This is a genomic window from Teichococcus vastitatis (assembly GCF_003604215.1).
GTDB classification, from domain to species: domain Bacteria; phylum Pseudomonadota; class Alphaproteobacteria; order Acetobacterales; family Acetobacteraceae; genus Pseudoroseomonas; species Pseudoroseomonas vastitatis.
In genome coordinates this window covers 285,429-309,011 of the sequence record NZ_QXGS01000002.1, presented here as the reverse complement: position 1 = coordinate 309,011, position 23,583 = coordinate 285,429, and the positions used below count along the sequence as shown (strand labels likewise).

Here is a 23,583-nt window from a genome sequence, read left to right as displayed (position 1 = left end):
GGCCACGCCGGCGGAGGGGGCGATCCCCGTCCGCGGGCGCCGCAGACCAATGCCCGGGCACCATGCCGGCACGGGGGCAGGGCAGGCATGCGCGCAGACCTGCCGGCTTTCACTTCCCCGGCTGGCGAAATGCCCTAGCTAGGCTGCATGCCCTCTTCTCCTCCGCTGCGGCGGCCGTGGGTGCTGGCCTCGGTCATGGCCGCCACCTTCATGATCGCGATCGAGGCGACCATCGTCTCCACCGCCATGCCGCAGATCGCCGGCCAGCTCGGCGACCTGCACCTGTATTCCTGGGCCTTCTCGGCCTTTCTGCTGACGCAGACGGCCACCACCGTGATCTTCGGCAAGCTGGCCGACCTGTATGGCCGCCGGCCGGTGCTGCTGGCCGGCATCGCCCTGTTCCTGGCAGGCTCGGTGCTGTGCGGGCTCGCCTGGTCGATGCCGACCCTGATCCTGTTCCGCCTGATCCAGGGTGCCGGCGCGGGCGCCATCCAGCCGGTCTGCCTGACCATCGTGGGCGACCTGTATTCCGTGCAGGAGCGCGGCAAGATCCAGGGCTACCTAGCCAGTGTCTGGGGCATTTCCTCGGTGCTCGGGCCGCTGGCCGGCGGCCTGATCACCCAGCACCTGAGCTGGGCCTGGATCTTCTGGATCAACCTGCCGATCGGCGCCGCCGCCACCGCCGGCTTCCTGGCCTTCCTGCATGAGCGCGTGCCGCGCCAGCGCCACAGCCTGGACCTGGCGGGCGCGGGATTGTTCGCCATCAGCATCACCGCCCTGATGGTGGCCCTGACGGCGGCCGGAACCTCCGGCAACTCGACCGCGCTGGCCGCCGCCGCGCTCGGCCTGCTGAGCGCGATCCTGTTCGTGTGGCAGGAGCGCCGCGCCCGGGAGCCGATGATCGCCTTTCGCCTGTGGTCGCAACGGCCGATCGCCACCGCCAACATCGCCACCCTGCTGAGCGGCATGGCAGTGATCGGGCTCACCACCTTTCTGCCGATGTACGTGCAGGGCGTGCTGCATCATTCCGCCCTGGTGGCCGGGTTCACCCTGACCATGATGGTGCTGGGCTGGCCGGTCGGCGCGACAGTGGCGGCGCGGAACTTCCAGCGCTTCGGGCTGCGCGGCACGCTGTTGCTGGGCGCCGCGCTGCTACCGGTCGGCGCGGTGGCCTTTCTGCTGCTGACCCCCGGCATGTCCCCCGTGGTGGCGGGGCTGGGCTCGCTGGTGATGGGGCTGGGCATGGGTTTTCTCAGCACGGCGGCCATCGTCATCATCCAGAGCAGCGTCGGCTGGGAGGAGCGGGGGGCTGCCACCGCCTCCAACATCTTCTCGCGCAATCTTGGCAGCACGCTGGGCGCCACGGTGCTGGGCGCGGTGCTGAACCTCGGGCTGCAGCAGCAGGGCGGCGCCAGCGCCGTCACGCCCGAGCAGGTGCGGCAATTGCTTGAGGGCGCCACCGGGATGCTGGCCGACCCGGCCGTGCAGCAGGCGCTGGACCATTCGCTGCACCTGACCTTCTGGGGCGTCTTCGGCATCGCCGCCCTGACCCTGGCGGCGGCGGCGCTGGTGCCGCGGATCAGCCTGCAGCAGGCGGCCGCCCCGAAGATGGCCAGCGCCGAGTAGTCCGCCCCGCTCGCGGCGGGGCTGCGCTCAGTCCGCCGTGGCGCCGCTGGCGCGCACCACCGGCACCCACAGGTCGAGCTCGCGCTGCAGGAACGCCGCGAACTCGGCGGGGGAGCCCTGGTCGATCGGCGGCATCTCCATCTCGTTGAGGCGCTGCTGCGTGGCCGGGTCGGCCAGGGCGGCGCGCACCGCCGCATTCATGCGGTCCACGATGGCGGGCGGCGTGCCGGCCGGGGCGAACACGCCGAACCACGAATACGCCTTATAGCCCGGCAGCCCCGCCTCCGCCGCCGTGGGCACCTCCGGCATCAGGGTCGAGTGCTGGTCGGTGGCGATGGCCAGGCAGCGCAGGACGCCGCTGCGGTGGTGCGGCGCAATCAGGGCCGGCGTGTCGAAGCCGGCCACCACCTGCCCGGCGATCAGGTCGTTCAGCATCGGCGCGCTGCCGCGATAGGGCACATGCGTGGCCTCCGCCCCGATGGTGTTGAGGAAGCTCACCGCCGCGATGTGCGCCGAGCCGCCCGCGCCGCCCGTGCCATAAGCGTACCGGCCGGGATGGGCCCTCAGCAGGGCGATGAACTCCGCCAGCGTCCGCACCCCGAGCGAGGGATGCACGGTGATGCAGATCGGCACCAGCACGGCGGGCGCGACGGCGACGAAATCCTTCTGCGGGTCATAGGGCAGCCGATCCCGGTAGAGCCCGACCGCCAGCACATGGGTCGAGATGGTTCCCATCAGGAAGGTGCTGCCATCGGCCTCCGCCTTGGCCACGGCGTCGGAGCCCAGGGTGCCGCCGGCCCCGGCCCGGTTCTCGATCACCACGGGCTGGCCCAGCACCTGCTGCATCCCCGGTGCCAGCAGCCGGGCCGACACGTCGGTGCTGCCGCCTGCCGCGAAGGGCACGATCATCCACACCGGGCGGGTGGGCCAGGCCGACCCCGCGCCGAGGGACTGGGCCAGGGCGGGCTGAACTGCGGCCGGCGCCGCAAGGGCAGCGGCGAGCTGCAGAACATGGCGGCGGATCAACATGGGCGGGATTTCCGGAGCTTCGGCGGGCACCATGCTGCGCTGCAAGGCGCGAAGCGTCAACTCGGCGGCGGCCGGCCTAGGCCGGCCGGCGGGCCTTCAGCGCCGCCGCCAGCGTGCCGTCATCCATCACGTCCAGTGCGCCGCCCATCGGCACGCCCTGCGCCAGCCGGGTGACGGCGACGGAGGGCGCCGCGGCGTGCAGCCGGTCGGACAGGTAATGCGCCGTGGTGGCGCCATCCACCGTGGCGGGCAGGGCCAGGATCACCTCGCGGATCTCGCCCGCCGCCACGCGCTCCATCAGCGCCGCGATGCGCAGATCTTCCGGCGCCACCCCGGCCAGCGCCGACAACACGCCGCCCAGCACATGGTACAGGCCGCGATGCACATGGGCGCGCTCCAGCGCCCAAAGGTCCGACACCCCCTCCACCACGCAGACCACGTCCTGCTCCCGGGCCGGGTCGGTGCAGATCCGGCAGGGATCCTGCGTGTCGATGTTGGCGCAGATGCGGCAGGGGCGGATCGCCTCCGCCGTATCGCGCAGCGACTGGGCCAGCGGCAGCATCAGCCCGCCCGGGTCCTGCAGCAGCTTTAAGGCGGCGCGGCGGGCGCTGCGGCGGCCGAGGCCGGGCAGCCGGGCCAGCATGGCCACCAGCCGCTCGACCTGATCGGGGCCGCGCAACCCGCCCGGAGGGCCTGACACCGCGGCCGGCGCCTCAGAACGGCAGCTTGAAGCCGCCGAGGCCGCCGCCCATGCCCGGGATGTTCAGCCCGGCCGTGGCCTTCTGCATCTCCTCGGCCATCATCGCCTCGACCTTCTGCTTGGCGTCGGCGTGGGCGGCGACGATCAGGTCCTCCAGCACCTCGCGCTCCTCCGGGTCCACCAGGGCGGGATCGATGGCGAGCTTCTTCAGGTCGCCCTTGCCCGACAGCGTCACCTTGACCATGCCGCCGCCGGCGGCGCCCTCCATGGTCATGCCGTCCAGCCTGGCCTGCATTTCCTGCATCTTGGCCTGCATCTGCTGGGCCTGCTTCATCATGGCGCCGAGATTTTTCATGAGTCCTCCAGGGGTAGGTCGTCGATGTCGGCGGGTTCGGCATCCGGCGGCGCGAAGTCGGGCCCGTCGGGCTCCGGCAGCGGCGGCAGGCCGTATTCGTCCAGCGTCTCGTCGCGCAGCGCCTCGATCTCCGTGCCCGGAAAGGCAAGCAGAACGGCCTGCACCAGCGGATGGGTCTTGGCGACCTCCAGCCGCTGCCCGGCCACCTGACTGCGCTGCTCGGCCAATGTGGGCTCGCCGGGCTGGTTGGACAGGGCGATGGTCCAGCGCGAACCGGTTTGTTCCAGCAGCAGGGCCGCAAGCTGCGCCGCCAGATCGCGCGGCGCGGCGTCGTTCTGCCGGATCTCGATGCGGCCCGGGGCGAAGGATACCAGGTGCACGCTGTGCAGCAGATGGGCGTGCAGCATCGGCGCGCGCCCGGACGCCAGCGCCACCACCTCGCGGAAGGCGCGCGGCTGCGCCAGCGGAACAGGAACCGGCGCGGGGTCCGGCCCCGGCGCGGGCAGGGCCATCGCCCGGCCATTGGCGGTGGCCCGGCTGCCCCCCTCCGGCCCCGCGGCCGGAACCGGCGCCTGCGGCATGGCGGCGCCGCCCTCGGTCAGGCGGCGCACCAGCTCGCCGGGCGTCGGCATCTCGGCCAGATGCGCCAGACGGATCAGCACCATCTCGGCCGCCATGCGGCGGTCGGGCGCCTCGGCCACCTCGGTGATGCCCTTCAGCAGCACCTGCCAGGCACGGCCCAGCACCGGCACGCTCAGCGCCGAGGCCATGGCGACGCCGCGCACCCGCTCCGCTTCCGGCAGGGACGGATCGGTGCGCAGGGCCGGCACGGCGCGCAGCCGGGTCAGGGTGTGGGTCAGCTCCAGCAGGTCGGCCAGGATCACGCCGGGATCGGCGCCGCGCTCATGGCCGCGGTCCATGGCCGCCAGCACGGCCGGCAGGTCGCCGCGGAAGGTGGCTTCCAGCAGGTCGAACAACAGGGAGCGGTCGGCCAGCCCCAGCATGTCGCGCACCAGCTCGGCCTCGACGCCATCGGCGCCTTGTCCCGCCACCTGGGCGATCGCCTGGTCGAGCAGGGACAGCCCGTCCCGCACCGAGCCATCGGCGGCGCGGGCGATCATCGCCAGCGCCGCCTCGGACGCCTTGACACCCTCGGCACCAGCGATGCGGGCGAAATGCGCGCGCAGCACCTCCTGCGGCACGCGCTTCAGGTCGAAGCGCTGGCAGCGGGACAGGATGGTGGCCGGAACCTTGCGGATCTCGGTGGTGGCGAAGATGAACTTCACCTGTGGCGGCGGTTCCTCCAGCGTCTTCAGCAGCGCGTTGAACGCCGCCGTGGACAGCATGTGGACCTCATCCAGGATGTAGACCTTGTTGCGGGCGCGGGCCGGGCGGTAGCGCACCGCCTCGCGCAGCTCGCGGATATTGTCGACGCCGTTGTTGGAGGCGGCGTCCAGCTCCAGCACGTCCGGGTGGCGGTCGGCCAGGATCGCCGTGCATTCGGGGCAGACGCCGCAGGGATCGGCCGTCGGGCCGCCCTTCCCGTCCGGCCCGACGCAGTTCATGGCGCGGGCGATGATGCGGGCCGTGGTGGTCTTGCCGACGCCGCGCACGCCGGTGAGCATGAAGGCATGCGCCACGCGGTTCTGCGCGAAGGCGTTGCGCAGCGTGCGCACCAGCGCGTCCTGGCCGATCAGGTCGTCGAAGCTTTGCGGGCGGTATTTGCGGGCCAGCACGCGATAAGGGGTCGCGGCCGGCTCGGGCGTGGCAGCGGCGGCAGGCGGCCCGGCCGGCGGATCAGCAGGAACGGGAGCTTCCGGAGCGTCGCCGAACAGGCCCGGCCCCTCGGGCGCCGGCGGCTGGTCGAGTTCGTCGGAAGAACTGTCGCTGGTCATGCGCGCGGCGGCGGCTCCGGCTGCTGGCCGCGGCGGGCCTCGGGCTCAGGGGAAGGTGGAAGACCGACGGAACGACCCAGACGGAAACTCGTTGCGGCTGCTTCCTTCCGGACCTGACCGGGTTGGCGAGGCGCCTGTCCGCCGCCGACCTTCCGGCACCCAATATCGGTCTTTGGCCGTCCCGGAGCAAGGGGGCGCCGCGCCGATCTTGCCGCGAGTTGCCGCCGCCGCCGCCGCGTGGCAGGGTCGCGCCCGCATGCTCTCCATCCCGGCTTCCCGCCCCAATGCCTATACCGGCAGCCCCCTCGACCGCGCCTCCGGGCAGCGCGAGGATGCCGATTTCATCGCTGCCGCCCTGGCCTCGCCCGCGGCGCTGTTCATTCCCGTCTGGCGCTCCAGGTCGCTGCTGCGCGGCGTGGAGGGCGGCACGCCGGAGGCGGTGCTGCTGTCCAGCGAGGCGGCGCGGGCGGTGCGCATGGCCGACGGCCCCTGGGCCTTCCTCGGCCTGTGGGACAGCCAGCCGGTCTTCGCCGTGGATTGCTCCGGCGCCGAGGACCCGCTGCCGCTGCTGCCCGAGGGCATGGGCGCGTTCCACGACCTGCGCAGCGTGGCCGGGCTGTTGCCGCCCGGCGAGGCCAGCATGCTGGCGCATGCCCGTGGCCTGCTGCACTGGCGCATCCGGCACCGCTTCTGCGGCGTCTGCGGCGGCGCCTGCGCGCCGCGCTCGGCCGGCAACGCCATGGCCTGCACCGCCTGCGGCGCGCAGCATTTCCCGCGCACCGATCCGGCGGTGATCATGCTGGTGACGGATGGGGCGCGCGCCCTGCTCGGCCATTCCACGCGGTTCCCCAACAGCACCATGTATTCGACGCTGGCCGGCTTCGTGGAACCGGGCGAGAGCCTGGAGGAAGCAGTGCGGCGCGAGGTGCTGGAAGAAACCGGCATCCAGGTGGGCGCCGTGCACTACCATTCCTCGCAGCCTTGGCCCTTTCCGGCCTCCATCATGCTAGGCTTCCACGCCGAGGCGCTGTCGGAGGCCATCACGATCGATCCGGAGGAGCTGGCCGATGCGCGCTGGTTCACCCGCGACCAGATCCGCCACCCCGAGCAGCACGGCTTCGCCCTGCCCCGCCTGGATTCCATTGCCCGTCGGCTGATCGAGGACTGGCTGGAGGCCCCATGACCCCGCATCTCCTGCCCGTCCTATTGCTGCCGGTTCTGCTGGCGGCCTGCGCCCGCACTCCGCAGAACCCGCTGCCGGATCCGCCGCTCAGCCCCGCCCACGCCGCCTGCCGCGACGAGGCGCGCAATGCGCCGGATGTGGGCCAGGCAGCGCGCGAGCTGAACGCGATGAACTTGGAAAACCAGCGGCGCGTCGAGCATGAGATGCGCGTGGCGCAAACCAGCGCCTACCGGGATTGCCTGCGCCGGAACGGATTGGCCGGCACCGGCGGCGTGGAAGCGCCGCGGGTGCCCTAAGACGAGCGATGCGACGCGTCCGGGGCCGGAACCGCTGTTCCGGCCCCGGACGCAGCTGCCTCAGAAGATGAAGTCGCCGGCCGACAGCCCGGTGGCCGACACCCCTTCCAGCAGGATCGAGTCGCCCTCCCCCAGATCGATGCGGAGGTGACTTCCGGCCTGCTTCAGCGACAAGGCATCGAAGCCTTCGAGGCCGTAGGCGGTCAGGTCGATGCGGTCCTCGCCCGCAGTGAAGTCGGCGATCCGGTCGGCGCCGGAACCGGGACCGAAAATGAAACGGTCCTGGCCCGCGCCGCCCTCCAGCCGGTCATGGCCGGCGCCGCCGGACAGGACGTCCCGGCCATCATTGCCGGTCAGGCGGTCATGCCCGGCGCCGCCGTCGAGGCGATCATCGCCGCTGCCGCCCTGCAGGCGGTCATCGCCGTCTCCGCCTTCCAACCGATCATGGCCCGGGCCGCCATACAGCGCATCATCGCCGTCGCCGCCGAACAGGCGGTCATCGCCCGTACCACCGTCCAGCCGGTCCCGGCCGTCGCCGCCTTCGAGCCGGTCATTCCCGGCCTCGCCGTACAGCACGTCGTCGCCCTCGCCGCCATCCAGGCGGTCATCGCCGTCGCCGCCCTCCAGCCGATCCCGCCCCTCGCCGCCCGACAGGCGGTCGTCACCGGCGCCGCCGAACAGCCGGTCCGCGCCCTCGTCGCCGACCAGGCGGTCATCGCCGTCGCCGCCCTCCAGCCGATCCTTGCCATCGCCGCCATGCAGCACGTCGTCGCCGCCCTGGCCCGACAGGATGTCGTCGCCTTCACCGCCGAAGATGAAATCCGTGGCGCCGGTGCCGGTGACGCGGTCGTTGCCGGGCGTGGCGTCGCCGGTCAGGTAGTCGCGCAGAGCCCGGATGCCGATATCCGGCTGGTCGGTGAACAAACCATCCACCCCGAGCGCGATCAGGGCCTGGATCTCCTGCGCCGCGGTTTGCGGCGTGCCGTCCGGGTTCAGCGCCTGAAAGCCTTCCTCGGCCCGCACCGTGTAGGGGATGACGCCGAGGCCGAGCTTGTGGGCGTTCTCGATCAGCGGGCTGTTCTCGCCGGTCAGGCGGAAGCGGATCTCGGCCACGCCGTCGCCATCGGCATCCACCGGCGTGTCCAGCCGCTCGCGCAGGCGGATCGCATCCTTGGACGGGCCGACATAATCGGCGTAGCGGGCGATCGCCGTCAGGCCCGCGACATCGGCGGTGTTGCCGAGCTGCACCAGCGGCAGGTCAACGCCGGCGGCCGGCATGATGGTGTCGTGCAGGGCTTCCAGATTGGCGGTCTCGAAGGACTGAATGAAGACCCGCGCCGGATCGGTGAAATCCAGCCGCACCAGCTCCTCGATCAGCATCTGGCTGGTGTTCAGGCCGATGCTCTCGAAAAAGGCGGGGCTCTTGGTCTCGGGCGCGATGGCGATGACCTTGCCGGTCTCGGCCTCGACCCGCTTCACCAGGGCGATGATCTCCTCCAGCGTCGCGATGGGGAACTGGCCGTCATAGGCGGCGCTTTCGGAGCGCTGGTCGCCGAGGCGCTCCACCGTACGCAGCGTCTTCAGCTCGGCGAGGGTGAAATCCTCGGTGAAATAATCGGTGTGAGACCGGCCATTGATCACCTTGGTGGTCAGGCGGTCGGCGAATTCCGCGCGATCGGCCACGTCGGTGGTGTCGGACAGGGTGTGCTCGTGCCGCGCCACCAGCACACCATCCCTGGTGGCGACGAGATCCGGCTCGATGACACTGGCGCCCATGCGGATCGCCAGCTCATAAGCCTCGATCGTGTGCTCCGGGCGGTAGCCGCTGGCGCCGCGATGCGCGATGACCAGGGGCGGCTGGCCATCCAGCGTGTTGAAGCTGACCATGTTCCGGGACTCCATCCTGTTCTGGCGCCCTGGAAGGCCGGCACCGTTCAGGGTGCCGGGTTAGGCGTAGCAGATGGAGCCGGGATGATGGATTGATGACGACGCGGTTAAGTTTGCGGCGCCGGGCTTTATCAACCCCTGCGGTGCTGCGCCCGTGCCGCCAGCACCTCATAGGCCGCGCGGACCGCCTCGGCGCCATGTTCCCGTTCCAGCCTGCGGACGGTGAAATGCGCACGGCCGACGGCGCGGAAATGTTCCAGAAAAGCGAGGTTCACCGCCGCGCCCGCCGCCGCGCCCAGCACCGGCGCCGCCTGGGCGCCGAACTTGATCATCAGCGGCCCCATGAAGCGCGCGGCGATGGCAGCGATGAAGTTGGGCAACAGCGCCACGCTCATGTTCGGCAGCAGCCGCGACAGGGCGAGGCGGGTGGCGAAATAGCCTGTTTCGCCGGAATCATCGGTGCCGCCGGGCCCGCCGAGGGCGAACACCTTCAGGCATTCGGCGCCGGTTTCCGGCAGGCGCGGGTCCTCGCCGGCGGCGGCGGCCTCGACGGCTATCTGCCGCAGCAGCAGGGTGGTGGACACCGGCAACTCCACCAGCGTGCCGGCCAGGCCGAAGGCGCCGCCGGCCGCGCCGCTGGCCATCGCCAGCCCGCGATGCATCCAGTCGGCACTGAGGCCGATCGGCGGCTTCGCGCCGGGATTGCTGTTCATCGCGGCGTCCAGCGCCTTGGACAGCGCCTTCTTCACCGCATAATCCACCATGCCCTGCGCCGACGAGGGCAGCCGCTTGCGCAGCGCCTCGATCGGCGTGCCGGCCATGTTGGCCAGCCGCACCGCGAGCGAGGTCTCGTCCAGCACGCGCCGCGCCTCGGCCAGCTCCGCCTCCGCTTCCGCGGGCAGCGGCAGGAGGGTGGGCAGGCCGGCCGGGGGCAGGTCGTGCAGGGAGTCGCTGGTCTCGCTCATGATGCGGCGGGGCCTTCCTTACAGGATGAAGCGGCTGAGATCGGCGCTGGCGGCCAGCGGCGCGACCTTTTCCCGAACATAGGCCGCGTCCACGGTCACGGTTTCGCCGGAACGGTCGCTGGCGGTGAAAGAAACCTCCTCCAGCAGCTTTTCCAGCACCGTGGCGAGCCGCCGGGCGCCGATGTTCTCGACCCGCGCGTTGATGTCGGCGGCCAGGTCGGCGATCGCCTCGATGGCATCCGCCGTCAGCGCCAGCGTCACCCCTTCGGTCGAGAGCAGCGCCACGTACTGCTTGGCCAGCGAATGCTCCGGCTCGGTCAGGATGCGGCGGAAATCATCCCGCGTCAGCGCGCCCAACTCCACCCGGATCGGCAGCCGGCCCTGCAGCTCGGGCAGCAGGTCGGACGGCTTGGCGATGTGGAAGGCGCCGGAAGCGATGAACAGGATGTGGTCCGTCTTCACCGGGCCATGCTTGGTGGCCACCGTGGTGCCCTCGATCAGCGGCAGCAGGTCGCGCTGCACGCCCTCACGCGAGACGTCGCCGCCGCGGCCGCCGCCCTCGGAGGTGCGGGCGCAGACCTTGTCGATCTCGTCAATGAAGACGATGCCGTTGTTCTCGGCGTTGTGCACGGCGTCGCGGGTCAGCTTCTCCTGGTCGAGCAGGCGGTCGGCCTCGTCCTGGATCAGCGCGGTGCGGGCCTCGGCCACCGTCATCTTGCGCGATTTCGGCTGGCGGCCGAACATCTTGCCCATCATCTCCTGGATGCCGGCCATCTGCTGCGGCGGCATTCCCGGCACGTCCATCATGCCGATGGGGGTGGCGCCGCCCTGGTCGGCCACCTGCACCTCGACTTCCTTGGATTCAAGCGAACCCTCCCGCAGCATGCGGCGGAACTTCATGCGCGTCTCGCCGGACGCGCCCTCGCCCACCAGCGCGGTGATCAGCCGCTCCTCGGCGGAGAGTTCCGCCTTGGCCTGCACCTCCCGGCGGGAGGTTTCGCGGCTGCGGGTGATGGAGATCTCCACCAGGTCGCGGACAATGCTTTCCACGTCGCGGCCGACATAGCCGACCTCGGTGAACTTGGTGGCCTCCACCTTCATGAAGGGCGCATCGGCCAGCTTGGCGAGGCGGCGCGCGATCTCGGTCTTGCCGCAGCCGGTCGGGCCGATCATCAGGATGTTCTTGGGCACCACCTCGTCGCGCATGGCGTCGGGGAGCTGCTGGCGGCGCCAGCGGTTGCGCAGCGCGATGGCGACGGCACGCTTGGCCTCGTTCTGGCCGATGATGAAGCGGTCCAGCTCGGAGACGATCTCGCGCGGGGAAAGGTTCACGGTCTCGGTGGCCATGATTCAGAGGGTCTCCAGCACGGTGCGGCCATTGGTGTAGACGCAGATCTCGGCGGCGATGCCCATCGCCTTGCGGGCAATGGCCTCGGCCGTCATGCCATCCACGTCGATCAGGGCGCGGGCGGCGGCCAGGGCGTAGTTGCCGCCCGAGCCGATGCCGATGATCTGGTCTTCCGGCTCCAGCACGTCGCCATTGCCGGTGATGAGCAGGGAGCGGTCCTTGTCCGCCACCGCCAGCAGGGCTTCCAGGCGGCGCAGGTAGCGGTCGGTGCGCCAGTCCTTGGCCAGCTCCACCGCCGCGCGCTCCAGCTGGTCGGGGAAGCGCTCCAGCTTGGCTTCCAGCCGTTCCAGCAGGGTGAAGGCGTCGGCGGTGGCGCCGGCGAAGCCGGTGATCACCTTGCCGCCGGCGATGCGGCGGACCTTGCGGGCGTTGTTCTTGACCACGGTCTGACCCATGGAGACCTGGCCATCCCCTGCCATGGCCACCTGTCCGTCCTTGCGCACGCAAAGGATCGTGGTGCCATGCCAGCCCAGGGGATCATGGGAAGAGTGATGAGGCGTCGCGTTCATGCGGGGCAGATGGCATCGCCAAGCCTTCGCAACAAGCAGTGCGCCATGCTTGACCCGCAGCCCTCCCGCCCGTCATTGATGGCGCCAGCATGACCGGCTTCCCGCAACCCGATCTGGCGCATGACCTGCTGGCCGACCGCCGCCGGATGAAGCGCCGCCTGTCTGTCTGGCGGGCACTGGCGGTGCTGCTGGCGCTGGGCGGGCTGCTGCTGCTCGGCGGCTGGCGCCTCGGCCCGGCGGGGCTCGGCGGGCATCTGGTGCGGCTGTCGGTGGAAGGCACCATCAGCGACAACCGCGAGCTGACGGAGGCCATCGCCGCCGCCGCCCGCGACCCGCTGGTGCGCGGCATGATCCTGTCGATCGACAGCCCCGGCGGCTCGGTGGCCGGCGGCGAGGGACTGCACGACGCGCTGGCCAGCTTCCGCAATGACAAGCCGCTGGTGGCGGTGATGCGCGGCACCGCCGCCTCGGCGGGCTACATGATCGCCATGCCGGCCGGGCGCATCTTCGCACGCGACTCGACCCTCACCGGCTCGATCGGCGTGATCCTGCAGAGCTTCGAGGTCAGCGAGCTGATGCGCAGCCTCGGGGTGCAGGCGGAGATGATCACCTCCGGCGCGCTGAAGGGCCAGCCGAACCCGTTCCGCCCGCTCTCGCCCGCGGGCCGGGCGGCGCTGGAGGGGGTGCTGGGCGACATGCACGCGCAATTCGTCGCCATGGTCGCGGCCGGGCGGCGCATGACGCCCGAGCAGGTGGCGCCGCTGGCCGATGGCCGCGTCTATACCGGACGGCAGGCGCTGGAGCTGAAGCTGGTGGACGCCATCGGCGGCGAGCCCGAGGCGCGCGCCTGGCTGGCGGCCGAGCACGAGATCCCCGCCGCCACCCCGGTGCGCGACCTGGATCCGCGCGGAACGGCCGAGCGGGTGCTCGGCTTCTCCCTGCGGGCCCTGGTGAAAAGCGTGGTTTCAGAATGGCTTGCGATTGACGGCGTCCGGGCCGTTTGGCAGCTTCCCGGGTGAGGCCGCATGGCATGACGGCGCATTGGAAAGGCGGGCGATGACGAAATCCGAACTGATCGCGCAGCTGGCGGCCGCCAATCCGCATCTGCGCCAGCCCGATGTGGAACTGATCGTCGGCACCATCTTCGAAGAGATCACCAACGCCCTGGCGCGCGGCGACCGGGTGGAGCTGCGTGGCTTCGGCGCCTTCTCGGCCAAGCAGCGCGATCCCCGCACCGGCCGCAACCCGCGCACCGGCGAAGCCGTGGAAGTGGAAGGCAAGGCCGTGCCCTATTTCAAGCCAGGCAAGGAGCTGCGCGAGCGCGTCAATGGCGGGCCGCTGCAGGCCTCCGACCGTGCGCCGGCGTCCGCCCGATGAGGATCATCGGCCTGCTGCTCACCGCGCTGCTGCTGCTGCTGCTAGTGTTGTTCGCGATCTCCAACACCGCGCCGGTGCTGCTGCAGCTCTGGCCTTTCGACCTGACCTGGCAGGTGCCGCTGGCCGGCGCCGTGCTCGGTGCCGCGGCGATCGCCTTCGCCGTCGGTGCCCTGCTCGCCTGGGGTGGCGCGCTGCGCTACCGGCTGCGCGCCCGCAAGATGCAGCGCGCGGCACAGCTGCTGGAGGCCGAGCTGGCCGAGATGCGCGCCCGGCAGGAAGCCGCCAAGGCCGCCGCCGCCAATGCGCCGCCCATGGCCGTCACCACCAGCCTGGCAACCACCCGCTGAGATGCGGCAGAAGCCCAACGGCGCCGGGATCATCGCCGCGCTGGACACGCCGGATCCGGCGCGCGCCGAAGGCTGGGCGCGCGCCGTCGCGCCGCATGTGGGGCTGCTGAAGGTCGGGCTGGAATTGTTCTGCGCCGCCGGGCCGCAGGTGGTGCGCCGGGTGGCGGCGCACCGCCCGGTGTTCCTGGACCTGAAGTTCCATGACATCCCGAACACGGTGGCGGGCGCCGTGCGCTCGGTGTGCGGAACGAAGGGCGAGGCCGGTGGCCCGGCCATGCTGACCCTGCATGGCGGCGGCGGCGGCGCCATGATCGAGGCCGCGCGCCGCGCCGCCGAGGACAGCCTGGGCGAGGACCGCCCCGCCCTGCTGGCGGTCACCGTGCTGACCAGCTTCACCGCCGAGGCGCTGGCCGCCACCGGCGTGTCGGGCGGTCCGACGCAGCAGGTGCTGCGACTGGCGCGGCTGGCGCTGGCCGCGGGGGCGGACGGGCTGGTCTGCTCGCCGCAGGAAGTGTCCCGGCTGCGCGATGCTTTCGGCGAGGCGCCGCTGCTGGTGGTGCCCGGCGTGCGCCCGGCCGGCAGCGACGCCGGCGACCAGGCCCGCATCGCCACGCCGGAGGACACCGCGGCCGCCGGGGCAGACTGGCTGGTAGTCGGCCGGCCGATCACCGCCGCGGCCGATCCGGCCGCCGCCGCCGCCGCCATCGCCGCCAGCCTGCCGCGTCCTGCCCCGCTATTCGCCGGGCCGCACTCCCACGGGTTGCCCTCCCACGGGCTGCCGCAGCAATGAGCGCGCGCGTGCAGGTCAAGATCTGCGGCATCAATGATGGCGCCGCCTATGACGCCGCCTGCCGCGCCGGCGCCGATTACGTGGGTTTCGTGTTCTATCCGCCCTCCCCCCGCTCGGTGACGCCGGAGCAGGCCGCGATGCTGGCGGGGCGCACCGGCGCCGGCCGCCAGCCGCTGAATGTCGGCCTGCTGGTGGATGCCGCCGATGCCGAGATCGAGGCGGTGCTGGAGGCGGCGCCGCTCGGCCTCCTGCAACTGCATGGCGAGGAAAGCCCGGCCCGCTGCGCCGCCATCCGCGACCGCTTCGGCCTGCCGGTGATGAAGGCGCTCGGCATCGCCAGCGAGGCCGATCTGGACCTGCTGCACGCCTATGCCCCCCACGTCGACCGCTTTCTGCTGGATGCCAAGGCGCCGCGCGGCGCCAGCCTGCCCGGTGGCAACGCCAACGCCTTCGACTGGTCGCTGCTGTCCGGCCGCTCCATCCCGCGCCCCTGGATGCTGGCGGGCGGGCTGAACTCGGTGAACGTGGCCTCCGCCATCCGCGCCACGGGTGCCACGGCGGTGGACGTGTCCTCCGGCGTGGAACGGCTGCGCGGCGTCAAGGACCCGGTGCTGATCAGCAGCTTCGTGGCCGCGGCGCACGCCGCCTGAGCCGGAGCCGGCGCGCGCTTCGCGTCTTTTCTTGTCGCTCCCGATCGCTTAAGCGTCACGATCGAACGCCCAAAGGGGGGATAACGACATGAACCGCCGCGCCCTGCTCGGCGCCGCCGCCACGGCTGCGCCGGCCACGATGCTCGCCGCCCCGGCCCTGGCGCAATCCGCGCCGGAGATCCGCTGGCGGCTGACCAGCTCCTTTCCGCGCAACCTCGACATCCTGTTCGGCGCGCCGGAGCACATCGCCCGCCGCGTCGCGGCGCTGACCGACAACCGGTTCCAAATCCGCGTCTTCCCCGCCGGCGAGATCGTCGGCGGCCTGCAGGCGCTGGACGCGGTGCAGGCCGGCACGGTGGAATGCGCCCATTCCGCCTCCTACTACTATGTGGGCAAGGATCCTGCCTTCGCCTTCTTCACCGCCATGCCCTTCGGCCTGAACACCCGCATGTTCAACGCCTGGTACAAGCATGGCGGCGGCGCGGCCCTCGCGGCGGACCTGTTCGCCGGCTACAACACGGTGGTGGTGCCGGCCGGCGATACCGGCGCCCAGATGGGCGGCTGGTTCCGCAAGGAAGTGAAGACCCTGGCCGAGCTGCAGGGGCTGAAGTTCCGCGTCGCCGGCTTCGCCGGGCAGGTCTTCGCCAAGCTCGGCGCGGTGCCGACGCAGGTCGCCGCCTCGGACATCTATCCCTCGCTGGAGCGTGGCACGCTGGATGCGGTGGAGTTCGTCGGCCCCTATGACGACGAGAAGCTGGGCTTCGCCCGCGTCGCACCGAACTACTACTTCCCCGGCTTCTTCGAGCCCGGCGCGCGGCTGCACTTCATGGCCAACAAGACGGCCTGGGACGCGCTGCCCGCTGCCTACAAGGCCGCGATCGAGACCGCCTGCGCCGAGGCCGATCTGGACATGACGGCGCGCTACGATGCCGGCAACCCGCAGGCGCTGCGCCGCCTGATCGCCGCCGGCGCGCAGCTGCGCCCCTGGTCGCGCGAGATCCTGGCCGGCGCCTGGAAGGCGACGCACGAGCTGTATGACGAGACCAGCGCCAAGAACGAGCGGTTCAAGACCATCTGGGAGTCGTACCGGCGCTTCCGCGACGACGAATACGCCTGGTTCCGCGTGGCCGAGAACTCGTTCGACAACTTCGCCTTCACCGCGGCGCAGACCGTGCGCTGAGCCACGGGCTCGGGGGCGGACCTTTCCGCTCCCGGCACGATGACCCGGAATTCATGACGGGCACGGCGGAGGCGTGGCCGCGCGGCGGTGACAGCCCCGGCCATGCGGGCTATCCGGGGCGCCAGCAGCCCGGGATATCACGACCATGGATCTTGCCACCTTCCTTTCCGCCGTCCTGATGGGCGTAGTGGAGGGGGTGACCGAATTTCTGCCCATCTCCTCCACCGGCCACCTGATCCTCCTCGGCGAGGCGATCGGCTTCCAGGGCCCTCCGGGCAAGGCCTTCGAGATCTCCATTCAGCTCGGCGCCGTGCTGGCCGTGGTGTGGCTGTTCCGGCAAACGCTGATCGAGATCGCCACCGGCATGTGGAAGGTGGGAAGCCGCGACTTCTATTACGCGCTCAACATCGCGCTGGCGTTTTTGCCGGCCATGGTGATGGGCGCCCTGCTGTACAGCACCATCACGCAGCTGCTCTACACCCCCTTCGTGGTGGCGCTGGCGCTGATCCTGGGCGGCGTCGCCATTATCGCCATCGAGAAGCTGCGGCCCGCGCCTTCCATCCATTCCGTGCCGGAGATGGGGCCGCTGGCCGCGCTGCTGGTGGGCTTCGGCCAGGCGCTGGCGATGATCCCCGGCACCAGCCGCTCGGGCGCCACCATCATCTCGGCGCTGCTGGTGGGCGTGGACCGCAAGGTGGCGGCCGAGTTCTCCTTCATGCTGGCCATTCCCACCATGCTCGCCGCCACCGTGTTCAGCCTGTACAAGAACCGCGACGTGCTGGACTGGTCCAGTGTTGGGCAGATCGCCGTCGGTTTCGTGGTGACCTTCGCGGTGGCGCTGGTGGTGGTGCGCTGGCTGATGGCGGTGATCGGCCGCATCGGCTTCGTGCCCTTCGCCTGGTACCGCATCGTCCTGGGCACTGCGATCCTGCTCTGGCTGGCGCTGAGCTGATGTCAAGCCAGGCTTGAACCCGCGGGAGGATTTGTCCATCCTGGCGCTATTCTTCCCGATGGATCATCGCCCATGCGGTTCGCGGCCTTCCTGACCACCGCAGCCTTGCTGTTCAGCCTCATCCCGCATGGGCCGGCCCTGGCGCAGGGCTGGCCCAATGACACCGGGCCCGGTGGCGACCTCCTGACTTCCTCCGGCCGGCAGTTCGACCGGCTGCGGCAGGCCGCGCCGCAGGCCGAGTCCGGCGGCTTCGCCGCGGCCGGCCGTGCCGCCATCCCGATGCTGGACTGGGTGCCGCCGGCCCCCTCCGCCTTTGTGCCGGCGCCCGAACCGGCCCCGCGCCGAACCGTGCGGCGGGCCGCCGCGCCGCGCGCCGCCGCCATCTCCGCCGCGCCCGCCGCGACGCCGCGGCCGGCTTCCGTGCCGGCCCCTGCCGCTGGTCCCCCCGCCGCTCCTGTTGCGGCCGCTGCCATTTCCGCGACGGCGGCCGGCACCGGAACCGGCAGCCGCGACTGGGAACGCAGCTTGGCGGAGCGGGAAAAGGAGCTGGACGCCCTGCGTCGCCGGCTGGAGGAAGACCGCCGCCGGTTCGAGACGCAGCGCCCCGCCACTGCCGCCCCCTGAACGGCGCCTTCTCAGGCCGCACCGGTCCGTGCCGCCGCGAGGTGATGGCGGCTGGCCTCACCCAGCCGCTCGGCAGCTCGCTTCAGCGCGGCCGGGGAATGGCCGGAAAACCCCAGCACGAAGCCGTCCGGGTCGGCCGGCGCCATGCGGGTTTCCGACAACAACCAGCCCTCCACCCCGGCGGCGGCGCGGATCGCGGCCGCCGCCCCGTCCGGCAGGCCGGGGGGCAGCAGCGCCAGCAGGTGCAGGCCCTGGTCGGGCACGGCGACACGCAGCTGGCCGCCGGACGACCGCGCCAGGGTGTCCGCCACCAGGTCCCGGGCGGCGCGATAGCGGCCGCGCATGCGGCGCAGATGCGCGGCGAAACCGCCCTCGGCCAGCAATTCGGCGATCGCCTCCCCCATGAGGCTGGGCGGGAAGCGGTCTCCCACCGCCCGCGCCTCCACCGCCCGCGGCAGCAGCGCGGCCGGCAGCACCAGGAAGCCGGTGCGCAGCCCGGCGAACAGCGTCTTGGAGAAGGTGCCGAGATAGATCACCCGCGCCTGGCCATCGATGCCGGCCAGAGCGGTCAGCGGCGGGCCGGCGTAGCGGAACTCGCTGTCGTAATCATCCTCCAGCACCCAGGCGCCGGCCTCCCGCGCCCAATCCAGCAGGGCCAGGCGGCGGGCCATGCTCATCGTCACCCCGGTCGGGAATTGGTGGGACGGCGTCACATAGGCCAGCCGCGCCCCGGCCGCACCGCGCCGGCCGGCGGCGACGTCGAGCCCGGCCGCATCCACCGGCACCGGCACGATGCGGGCGCCGGCGGCGGCGAAGGTGCGGCGCGCGGACGGGTAGCCCGGATCCTCCATCCACACCGCATCCGCGGGCCGCAGCAGGATCTCGGTGCAGATCCGCAGCGCGTGCTGCGTGCCGCTGGTGATCAGGATGCAATCGGGATCGCAGGGCAGGCCGCGCGCGGCGGCCAGGTGCGCCGCCACCGCCCGGCGCAGCGCCGCGCTGCCGCGCGGATCGCCATAGCCGAAATGCGCCGGGTCCGGCCGCGCCAGCTGGCGGCGCAGGATGCGGCCGAACTGGTTCAGCAGCCGCGCGTCGGGATGGGTGCAGCCCAGCGCAAAGGCGGCGCGGGCCGGCACTGCCGGGGAGAGGGCGGGTGCGGGCGTGGCGGGCGCCGGGCCGCGCGGCACCCGCGCCGCGACAAAGGTGCCGGCGCCGGTACGCGCCTCCACCAGCCCGTCGCCGAGAAGCTGCTCATAGGCCGCCACCACGGCGTTGCGCCGCACCCCGAGCTGCGCCGCCAGCGCCCTGCTGGACGGCAGGCGCATCCCGGCGGCGAGCCGGCCACCCAGGATGGCGGCGCGCAACCCCGCATGGACCCGGAAGGCCTGGCTGCCCGGGCCCGCCTCCAGCAGCAGCGGCATGTCCAGCACGGCGGGCGCCGGCCGGGAAGCGGTTGGCATATCGGGCTCCGGATTGGACCTCGCGCCAACCACTTTCGCGGCGGCAGGATGGAACCGTCAAGCGAGGCCTGCCCGATGTCCGATACCCCGACCTATCCCGTGGATGCCCGCAACCGCGTCAAGCGCCGGCACGACCGCGGCTTCTACGACCACGCCACGGTCCATGGCCTGCTGGATGCCGCGGCGCTCTGCCACGTCTCCTATGTCATCGATGGACTGCCTTATTGCACGCCGACGCTGTTCTGGCGGGAAGACACCACCCTGTACTGGCATGGCAGCAGTGCCAGCCGCATGCTGCGCAACCTGTCCGACGGGCAGCCGGCCTGCCTGACGGTGACGCATCTGGACAGCCTGGTGCTGGCGCGCTGCGGCTTCAACCATTCGGCCGATTACCGCTCGGTGATGGCATTCGGGCAGGCACGGCTGGTGACCGACCCGGCCGAGAAGCGCCGCGCCCTGGTGATGATGGTGGACCGCTTCTTTCCCCATCGCACCGGCGGGCTGCGCGCCAGCACGGAGCAGGAGATCAAGGCCACCGCCGTGGTCAACATGGAGATCGAGCGCGCCTCGGCCAAGATCCGCGCCAAGGGCGTGGCCGATGACGAGGAGGATTACGCCCTGCCTATCCATGCCGAGCGCCTGCCGGTGCACACCGTGATCGGCGCGCCGGAACCCTGCCCACGCCGCCTGCCGGGGGTGGAGCGTTCGGCTGATCTCGCGGCCTATCGGGAGGGCCGGCCGCTGGAGGATGCGCTGCGCGAGGCCTACGCCGCCGCCTATGGCTAGCCGCGCAGCAGGCGCGGCACCGTGGCCAGCCCCATCGCCGCCGGCAGCGCCGCCATGCCGAGCAGCGGCAGGGTCCAACCCAGCGCCGCCACCCCGCCGGCGAAGGCGAAGGGTGCGGCGAAGTAGCAGAGAAACGTCACCAGCGTGACGCCGGAGGTGGCATCGCTGATGCGGGCGGGCGGGGCGAGGCGCGCCACCTCGGCCAGGGCGATGCCGTTCCAGCTGGCGGCGACGAAGCCGCAGGCGCCGGCCAGCCCGCCCAGCAGCCAGCCCGGCGTGCCGGGCGGCGCCAGTGCCAACAGCGCCGCCAGCGCCGATCCGATGAACGCCTGCAGCGCCAGGATCAAGCCGGGCCGGCCGCTGCGATCCGCTACCCAGCCCAGGACCATGCGGGCGGTGACGCCGGCCCCCTGCATCACGGCGAACACCGCGCCGGCCTGGGGCAGCGACAGGCCGTGCTTGCCGACCAGCCAGGTGACCACGAAGGCGAACAGCGAACCCTGCAGGCAGGCGAAGGCGCCGCTCAGCAGTGCCAGCGGCCAGAGCAGCGGGTGCAGCCGCAAGGCCGCGATGGGGGCTTCGAGGTTGCGGCGGCTGAACAGCGTGCGGGGTCCCACCGCCCGCCCGGCCTCCCGCCCGGCATCCAGCGCGCCGCGCCAGGGCTGCACCGCCAGCCCGGCGGCCAGCCCCAGCGCCAGGCCGAGCAGGCACACCGCTTCCCAGCCCAGCGCCAGCGCCACCGGCGGACCGATCAGGCCGGCGGCCACGGCACCCAGCGGAGCCCCGGCCTGCTTGACCGAGAAGATCAGCGTGCGGTGCTCGGGTGGCGCGGTGGCGGCCAGGATGCGGCTGCCGGCGGGCGGCGTCGGGCCATAGCCGATGCCGAGCAGCAGCGCCGCCAGCACCAGCACCGGGGCCCAGCCCAGCGCCGCCAGACCAATGGCGAGGCCGCTCAGCGCCACCCCGCCCTGCAGCGTGCGCACCGGCCCCAGCCGTTCCAGCACCGGCCCGCCACATAACAGAAACAGCACCGTGCCGAGCGAGGTCAGCCCGGCCAGGTAGCCGATGCTCTCGGCGGACAGCCCGACCGCCGCGGTCATCGCCGGGGCCACCACGGGCATCATCTGCCCGAGCGCTGCGGCAGCAGTTTGCATCGCCAGGGTGACGCCCAGGGCGGACCGCCATCCCGGGCGCGCCGGCACGGTCATCGGCGGAACGGCGCGGCGCGGGCGGGGAATCGGAAGCGCGACATATCTGGGCAGCTTCCACCGCCTCCGGAGCCGGGGCAAGGCGGCGGATGCTTCCCTGGCGCCGCAGATCCGGGAACTCGAAGCGGAACTCTGCCGCGGCGACGGCGTGATCCTGTAGCCCGGCTGGTCGCGCGCCGGATCGCCGCCAGAGGCGCGGCGCCGGTCTCCGGCCGCCGCGAAGTGCGCCAGCCTTTCCCGTCGGCCATCGTCAGGCCGGCGGAAACGCGCCCTCGGCCCGTGCCGGCAGGCCGGGCAGCAGCAGAAGGACGGCGGCCAGAAGCAGCCGCCGTGCCGCCTCAGGCACCGATGGTTTCGGACACGGAGAACGTCGCCTCGGTTTTCTCGCGCATCTCCTCCAGCGTCACGCCGGGCGCCAGCTCCACCAGCGCCATGCGGCCGAGCGTTCGGTCGATGGAGAACACGCCGAGTTCCGTCACCACCATGTCGACCACGGCCTTGCCGGTCAGCGGCAGGGTGCATTCGCGGAGCAACTTCGGCTTGCCGCCGGCGGTGTGCTCCATCAGCACCACCACCTTCTTCACCCCGGCGACGAGGTCCATCGCGCCGCCCATTCCCTTCACCATCTTGCCGGGGATCATCCAATTGGCAAGGTCGCCATTCTCCGCCACCTGCAGCGCGCCAAGGATGGAGATGTCGACATGCCCGCCGCGGATCATCGCGAAGCTGTCGGCGGAGGAGAAATAGGAGGTGGTCGGCAGCTCCGTCACGGTCTGCTTGCCGGCGTTGATCAGGTCCGGGTCCTCGTCGCCCTCATAGGGGAACGGGCCCATGCCGAGCATGCCGTTCTCGGATTGCAGCTGCACCGAGACGCCATCGGGGATGTGGTTCGCCACCAGGGTCGGGATGCCGATGCCGAGGTTGACGTAAAAGCCATCCTCCAGCTCCTGCGCGGCGCGGGCAGCCATTTCGTCGCGGGTCCAGGCCATGTGCGTTCTCCCTCAGGCGACGTTGCTGTTGGCGGGGTTCACGTCGGTGACCCGCTTGCGCGTGGTGCGCTGCTCGATGCGCTTCTCGTAATCGGCGGGCAGCTTGACGATGCGCTGCACGTAGATGCCGGGGGTGTGGATGTGGTCCGGATCGATCTGGCCGGCTTCCACCAGATGCTCCACCTGCACCACGGTCACCTTGGCGGCCGTCGCCATCATCGGGTTGAAGTTGCGCGCCGTTTTGCGGAACACGAGGTTGCCCTCGGTGTCGGCCTTCCAGGCATGGATTACGGCGAGGTCGGCGAAGATGCCGCGCTCCATCACGTAGTGCTCGCCGTCGAACTCGCGGGTTTCCTTGCCTTCCGCGACCTGGGTGCCGTAGCCGGTCTTGGTGAAGAAGGCGGGAATGCCGGCGCCGCCGGCACGGATGCGCTCGGCCAGCGTGCCCTGCGGGTTGAACTCGATCTCCAGCTCTCCGGCCAGGAACTGCTGCGCGAAGGTCTTGTTCTCGCCGACATAGGACGAGATCATCTTCCTGATCTGCCGGGTTTCCAGCAGCAGGCCGAGGCCTGCGCCGTCGATGCCGGCATTGTTGGACACCACGGTGAGATCCTTGACCCCGGCATCGCGGATGGCGGCGATCAGCGCGCCGGGGATGCCGCTCAGGCCGAAGCCGCCGGAATGGATCAGCATGCCGTCCTTGAGCAGCCCGTCCAGCGCGGCCGCGGCGTCCGGGTAGATCTTACGCATTCGAGTGACGCTCCCAGTCAGGTTTCGCCACGAAGCTAACGCCCTCTCCGCGGTCCCGGAAAGGGGCGGCGGGCGGCGAAAAAACCGCCGCGGGGGCGCTTGCGCGGCCCACGCGCCGCCGTTATACCCCGCCCACTTCCGCTGGGGGGCCATAGCTCAGTTGGGAGAGCGCTTGAATGGCATTCAAGAGGTCGTCGGTTCGATTCCGATTGGCTCCACCAAGGTTTCGAGGCCCGGTTCCGCAAGGTTCCGGGCCTTTGCCTTTTTCGGCCCTGGCTCCAGGCTGTATTTCTCTTTTCACGCGAAACATCATCCCCGCTATACGATCTTCCCGGTTATTGTCGAGGATGTTGCCGTGAAGTCGCTGCTGCCCGCCACCCTGTGCCTGTTCCTGGCCGTTCCCGCCCTCGCACCCGCCGCCGAGAGCGCCGGCACACAGGCCGCGGCCGCGACCAGGCCCGTTCGCACCCCCTCCCCGGCGCAACTCGCCGCGCGCGAGCGGATGCGCGATTGCGCCGCCACCGCCCGCAGCCAGAAGCTGTCGGGCGATCCGCGCAAGGCCTTCATGAAGACCTGCCTCGTCAAGCGCTGAGCGCCCTTGCATCGCGGCCGGCGGC

25 protein-coding genes, 1 tRNA gene and 1 other RNA gene are annotated in these 23,583 nt (G+C 71.5%); 14 read left to right on the top strand and 13 right to left on the bottom strand.

What is annotated here, in order from left to right:
- Positions 1 to 147 precede the first annotated feature (147 nt).
- A complete protein-coding gene (locus D2K64_RS05145) occupies positions 148 to 1,626 on the top strand; it encodes an MDR family MFS transporter (RefSeq protein ID WP_120007129.1) in 1,479 nt (492 codons plus the stop codon).
- A 27-nt stretch (positions 1,627 to 1,653) separates the two neighbouring features.
- Here D2K64_RS05145 and D2K64_RS05140 read toward each other — a convergent pair whose 3' ends face one another.
- From D2K64_RS05140 to ffs, 5 genes are all read right to left on the bottom strand, one after another.
- Complete coding sequence (locus D2K64_RS05140) at positions 1,654 to 2,655, bottom strand: Bug family tripartite tricarboxylate transporter substrate binding protein (RefSeq protein ID WP_120007317.1); 1,002 nt, start codon at positions 2,653 to 2,655, stop codon at positions 1,654 to 1,656.
- 76 nt (positions 2,656 to 2,731) lie between these two features.
- The gene (gene recR / locus D2K64_RS05135; RefSeq protein WP_120007128.1) at positions 2,732 to 3,334 is read right to left on the bottom strand and encodes a recombination mediator RecR; all 603 of its coding nucleotides are present in this window, start codon (positions 3,332 to 3,334) and stop codon (positions 2,732 to 2,734) included.
- A 34-nt stretch (positions 3,335 to 3,368) separates the two neighbouring features.
- The gene (locus D2K64_RS05130; protein WP_120007127.1) at positions 3,369 to 3,710 is read right to left on the bottom strand and encodes a YbaB/EbfC family nucleoid-associated protein; all 342 of its coding nucleotides are present in this window, start codon (positions 3,708 to 3,710) and stop codon (positions 3,369 to 3,371) included.
- The gene (locus tag D2K64_RS05125) at positions 3,707 to 5,605 is read right to left on the bottom strand and encodes a DNA polymerase III subunit gamma/tau (RefSeq protein WP_120007126.1); all 1,899 of its coding nucleotides are present in this window, start codon (positions 5,603 to 5,605) and stop codon (positions 3,707 to 3,709) included. Before D2K64_RS05125 ends, D2K64_RS05130 begins: the two co-directional genes overlap by 4 nt.
- 55 nt (positions 5,606 to 5,660) lie before the next feature.
- Positions 5,661 to 5,758, bottom strand: an RNA gene (ffs, locus tag D2K64_RS05120) — signal recognition particle sRNA small type.
- A 103-nt stretch (positions 5,759 to 5,861) separates the two neighbouring features.
- Here ffs and nudC point away from each other — a divergent pair.
- Positions 5,862 to 6,788, top strand: coding sequence for an NAD(+) diphosphatase (gene nudC / locus D2K64_RS05115; RefSeq protein ID WP_120007316.1), 927 nt, complete (start codon positions 5,862 to 5,864; stop codon positions 6,786 to 6,788).
- Positions 6,785 to 7,084: a phosphoribosylamine--glycine ligase gene (locus D2K64_RS05110; RefSeq protein ID WP_120007125.1), complete on the top strand. Its 300-nt coding sequence runs from the start codon at positions 6,785 to 6,787 to the stop codon at positions 7,082 to 7,084. Before nudC ends, D2K64_RS05110 begins: the two co-directional genes overlap by 4 nt.
- 60 nt (positions 7,085 to 7,144) lie before the next feature.
- Here D2K64_RS05110 and D2K64_RS05105 read toward each other — a convergent pair whose 3' ends face one another.
- From D2K64_RS05105 to hslV, 4 genes are all read right to left on the bottom strand, one after another.
- A complete protein-coding gene (locus D2K64_RS05105) occupies positions 7,145 to 8,971 on the bottom strand; it encodes a glycerophosphodiester phosphodiesterase family protein (RefSeq protein WP_202910486.1) in 1,827 nt (608 codons plus the stop codon).
- 131 nt (positions 8,972 to 9,102) lie between these two features.
- Complete coding sequence (locus D2K64_RS05100; protein WP_120007124.1) at positions 9,103 to 9,936, bottom strand: EcsC family protein; 834 nt, start codon at positions 9,934 to 9,936, stop codon at positions 9,103 to 9,105.
- A gap of 18 nt (positions 9,937 to 9,954) precedes the next feature.
- The gene (hslU, locus tag D2K64_RS05095; RefSeq protein ID WP_120007123.1) at positions 9,955 to 11,283 is read right to left on the bottom strand and encodes an ATP-dependent protease ATPase subunit HslU; all 1,329 of its coding nucleotides are present in this window, start codon (positions 11,281 to 11,283) and stop codon (positions 9,955 to 9,957) included.
- A 3-nt stretch (positions 11,284 to 11,286) separates the two neighbouring features.
- Positions 11,287 to 11,853 (bottom strand): ATP-dependent protease subunit HslV, encoded by a 567-nt coding sequence (gene hslV / locus D2K64_RS05090; protein ID WP_120007122.1) that lies wholly within the window; start codon positions 11,851 to 11,853, stop codon positions 11,287 to 11,289.
- A gap of 89 nt (positions 11,854 to 11,942) precedes the next feature.
- Here hslV and sppA point away from each other — a divergent pair, with 89 nt between their 5' ends.
- The 8 genes from sppA to D2K64_RS05050 all read left to right on the top strand — a co-directional run bounded on the left by sppA (position 11,943) and on the right by D2K64_RS05050 (position 17,773).
- Positions 11,943 to 12,872 (top strand): signal peptide peptidase SppA, encoded by a 930-nt coding sequence (sppA, locus tag D2K64_RS05085; RefSeq protein WP_120007121.1) that lies wholly within the window; start codon positions 11,943 to 11,945, stop codon positions 12,870 to 12,872.
- Between the two features lie 37 nt (positions 12,873 to 12,909).
- Positions 12,910 to 13,230: an integration host factor subunit beta gene (ihfB, locus tag D2K64_RS05080; protein ID WP_120007120.1), complete on the top strand. Its 321-nt coding sequence runs from the start codon at positions 12,910 to 12,912 to the stop codon at positions 13,228 to 13,230.
- A complete protein-coding gene (locus D2K64_RS05075; protein ID WP_120007119.1) occupies positions 13,227 to 13,577 on the top strand; it encodes a lipopolysaccharide assembly protein LapA domain-containing protein in 351 nt (116 codons plus the stop codon). Before ihfB ends, D2K64_RS05075 begins: the two co-directional genes overlap by 4 nt.
- 1 nt (position 13,578) lies before the next feature.
- Complete coding sequence (pyrF, locus tag D2K64_RS05070) at positions 13,579 to 14,367, top strand: orotidine-5'-phosphate decarboxylase (RefSeq protein ID WP_120007118.1); 789 nt, start codon at positions 13,579 to 13,581, stop codon at positions 14,365 to 14,367.
- A complete protein-coding gene (locus D2K64_RS05065) occupies positions 14,364 to 15,017 on the top strand; it encodes a phosphoribosylanthranilate isomerase (protein WP_120007117.1) in 654 nt (217 codons plus the stop codon). The genes pyrF and D2K64_RS05065 overlap by 4 nt, the downstream gene beginning before the upstream one ends.
- Positions 15,018 to 15,105: 88 nt before the next feature.
- Positions 15,106 to 16,197 carry a TRAP transporter substrate-binding protein gene (locus D2K64_RS05060; protein ID WP_120007116.1) on the top strand — a complete coding sequence of 364 codons (1,092 nt, stop codon included), beginning with the start codon at positions 15,106 to 15,108 and terminating at the stop codon, positions 16,195 to 16,197.
- Positions 16,198 to 16,342: 145 nt separating this feature from the next.
- A complete protein-coding gene (locus D2K64_RS05055; RefSeq protein ID WP_120007115.1) occupies positions 16,343 to 17,149 on the top strand; it encodes an undecaprenyl-diphosphate phosphatase in 807 nt (268 codons plus the stop codon).
- A 72-nt stretch (positions 17,150 to 17,221) separates the two neighbouring features.
- Positions 17,222 to 17,773, top strand: a complete 552-nt coding sequence (locus D2K64_RS05050; protein WP_120007114.1) for a hypothetical protein — start codon at positions 17,222 to 17,224, stop codon at positions 17,771 to 17,773.
- Positions 17,774 to 17,784: 11 nt separating this feature from the next.
- Here D2K64_RS05050 and pdxR read toward each other — a convergent pair whose 3' ends face one another.
- Positions 17,785 to 19,233, bottom strand: a complete 1,449-nt coding sequence (gene pdxR / locus D2K64_RS05045) for a MocR-like pyridoxine biosynthesis transcription factor PdxR (protein WP_120007113.1) — start codon at positions 19,231 to 19,233, stop codon at positions 17,785 to 17,787.
- A 75-nt stretch (positions 19,234 to 19,308) separates the two neighbouring features.
- On the opposite strand from pdxR, the gene D2K64_RS05040 reads away from it, so the two are divergent.
- Entirely contained in the window at positions 19,309 to 20,019 is a 711-nt protein-coding gene (locus D2K64_RS05040) for a pyridoxamine 5'-phosphate oxidase family protein (RefSeq protein ID WP_120007112.1), read from the top strand.
- Here D2K64_RS05040 and D2K64_RS05035 read toward each other — a convergent pair.
- The 3 genes from D2K64_RS05035 to D2K64_RS05020 form a co-directional block, all read right to left on the bottom strand.
- Positions 20,016 to 21,227, bottom strand: a complete 1,212-nt coding sequence (locus D2K64_RS05035) for an MFS transporter (RefSeq protein ID WP_120007111.1) — start codon at positions 21,225 to 21,227, stop codon at positions 20,016 to 20,018. The genes D2K64_RS05040 and D2K64_RS05035 overlap by 4 nt on opposite strands.
- Before the next feature lie 338 nt (positions 21,228 to 21,565).
- Positions 21,566 to 22,216 carry a CoA transferase subunit B gene (locus D2K64_RS05025; protein ID WP_120007109.1) on the bottom strand — a complete coding sequence of 217 codons (651 nt, stop codon included), beginning with the start codon at positions 22,214 to 22,216 and terminating at the stop codon, positions 21,566 to 21,568.
- Between the two features lie 12 nt (positions 22,217 to 22,228).
- Positions 22,229 to 22,966, bottom strand: a complete 738-nt coding sequence (locus tag D2K64_RS05020) for a CoA transferase subunit A (protein ID WP_120007108.1) — start codon at positions 22,964 to 22,966, stop codon at positions 22,229 to 22,231.
- Between the two features lie 145 nt (positions 22,967 to 23,111).
- Between D2K64_RS05020 and D2K64_RS05015 the strand changes: the two genes are divergently transcribed.
- Positions 23,112 to 23,187, top strand: a tRNA-Ala gene (locus tag D2K64_RS05015).
- Positions 23,188 to 23,321: 134 nt separating this feature from the next.
- The gene (locus D2K64_RS05010; RefSeq protein ID WP_120007107.1) at positions 23,322 to 23,558 is read left to right on the top strand and encodes a PsiF family protein; all 237 of its coding nucleotides are present in this window, start codon (positions 23,322 to 23,324) and stop codon (positions 23,556 to 23,558) included.
- Positions 23,559 to 23,583: the final 25 nt, after the last annotated feature.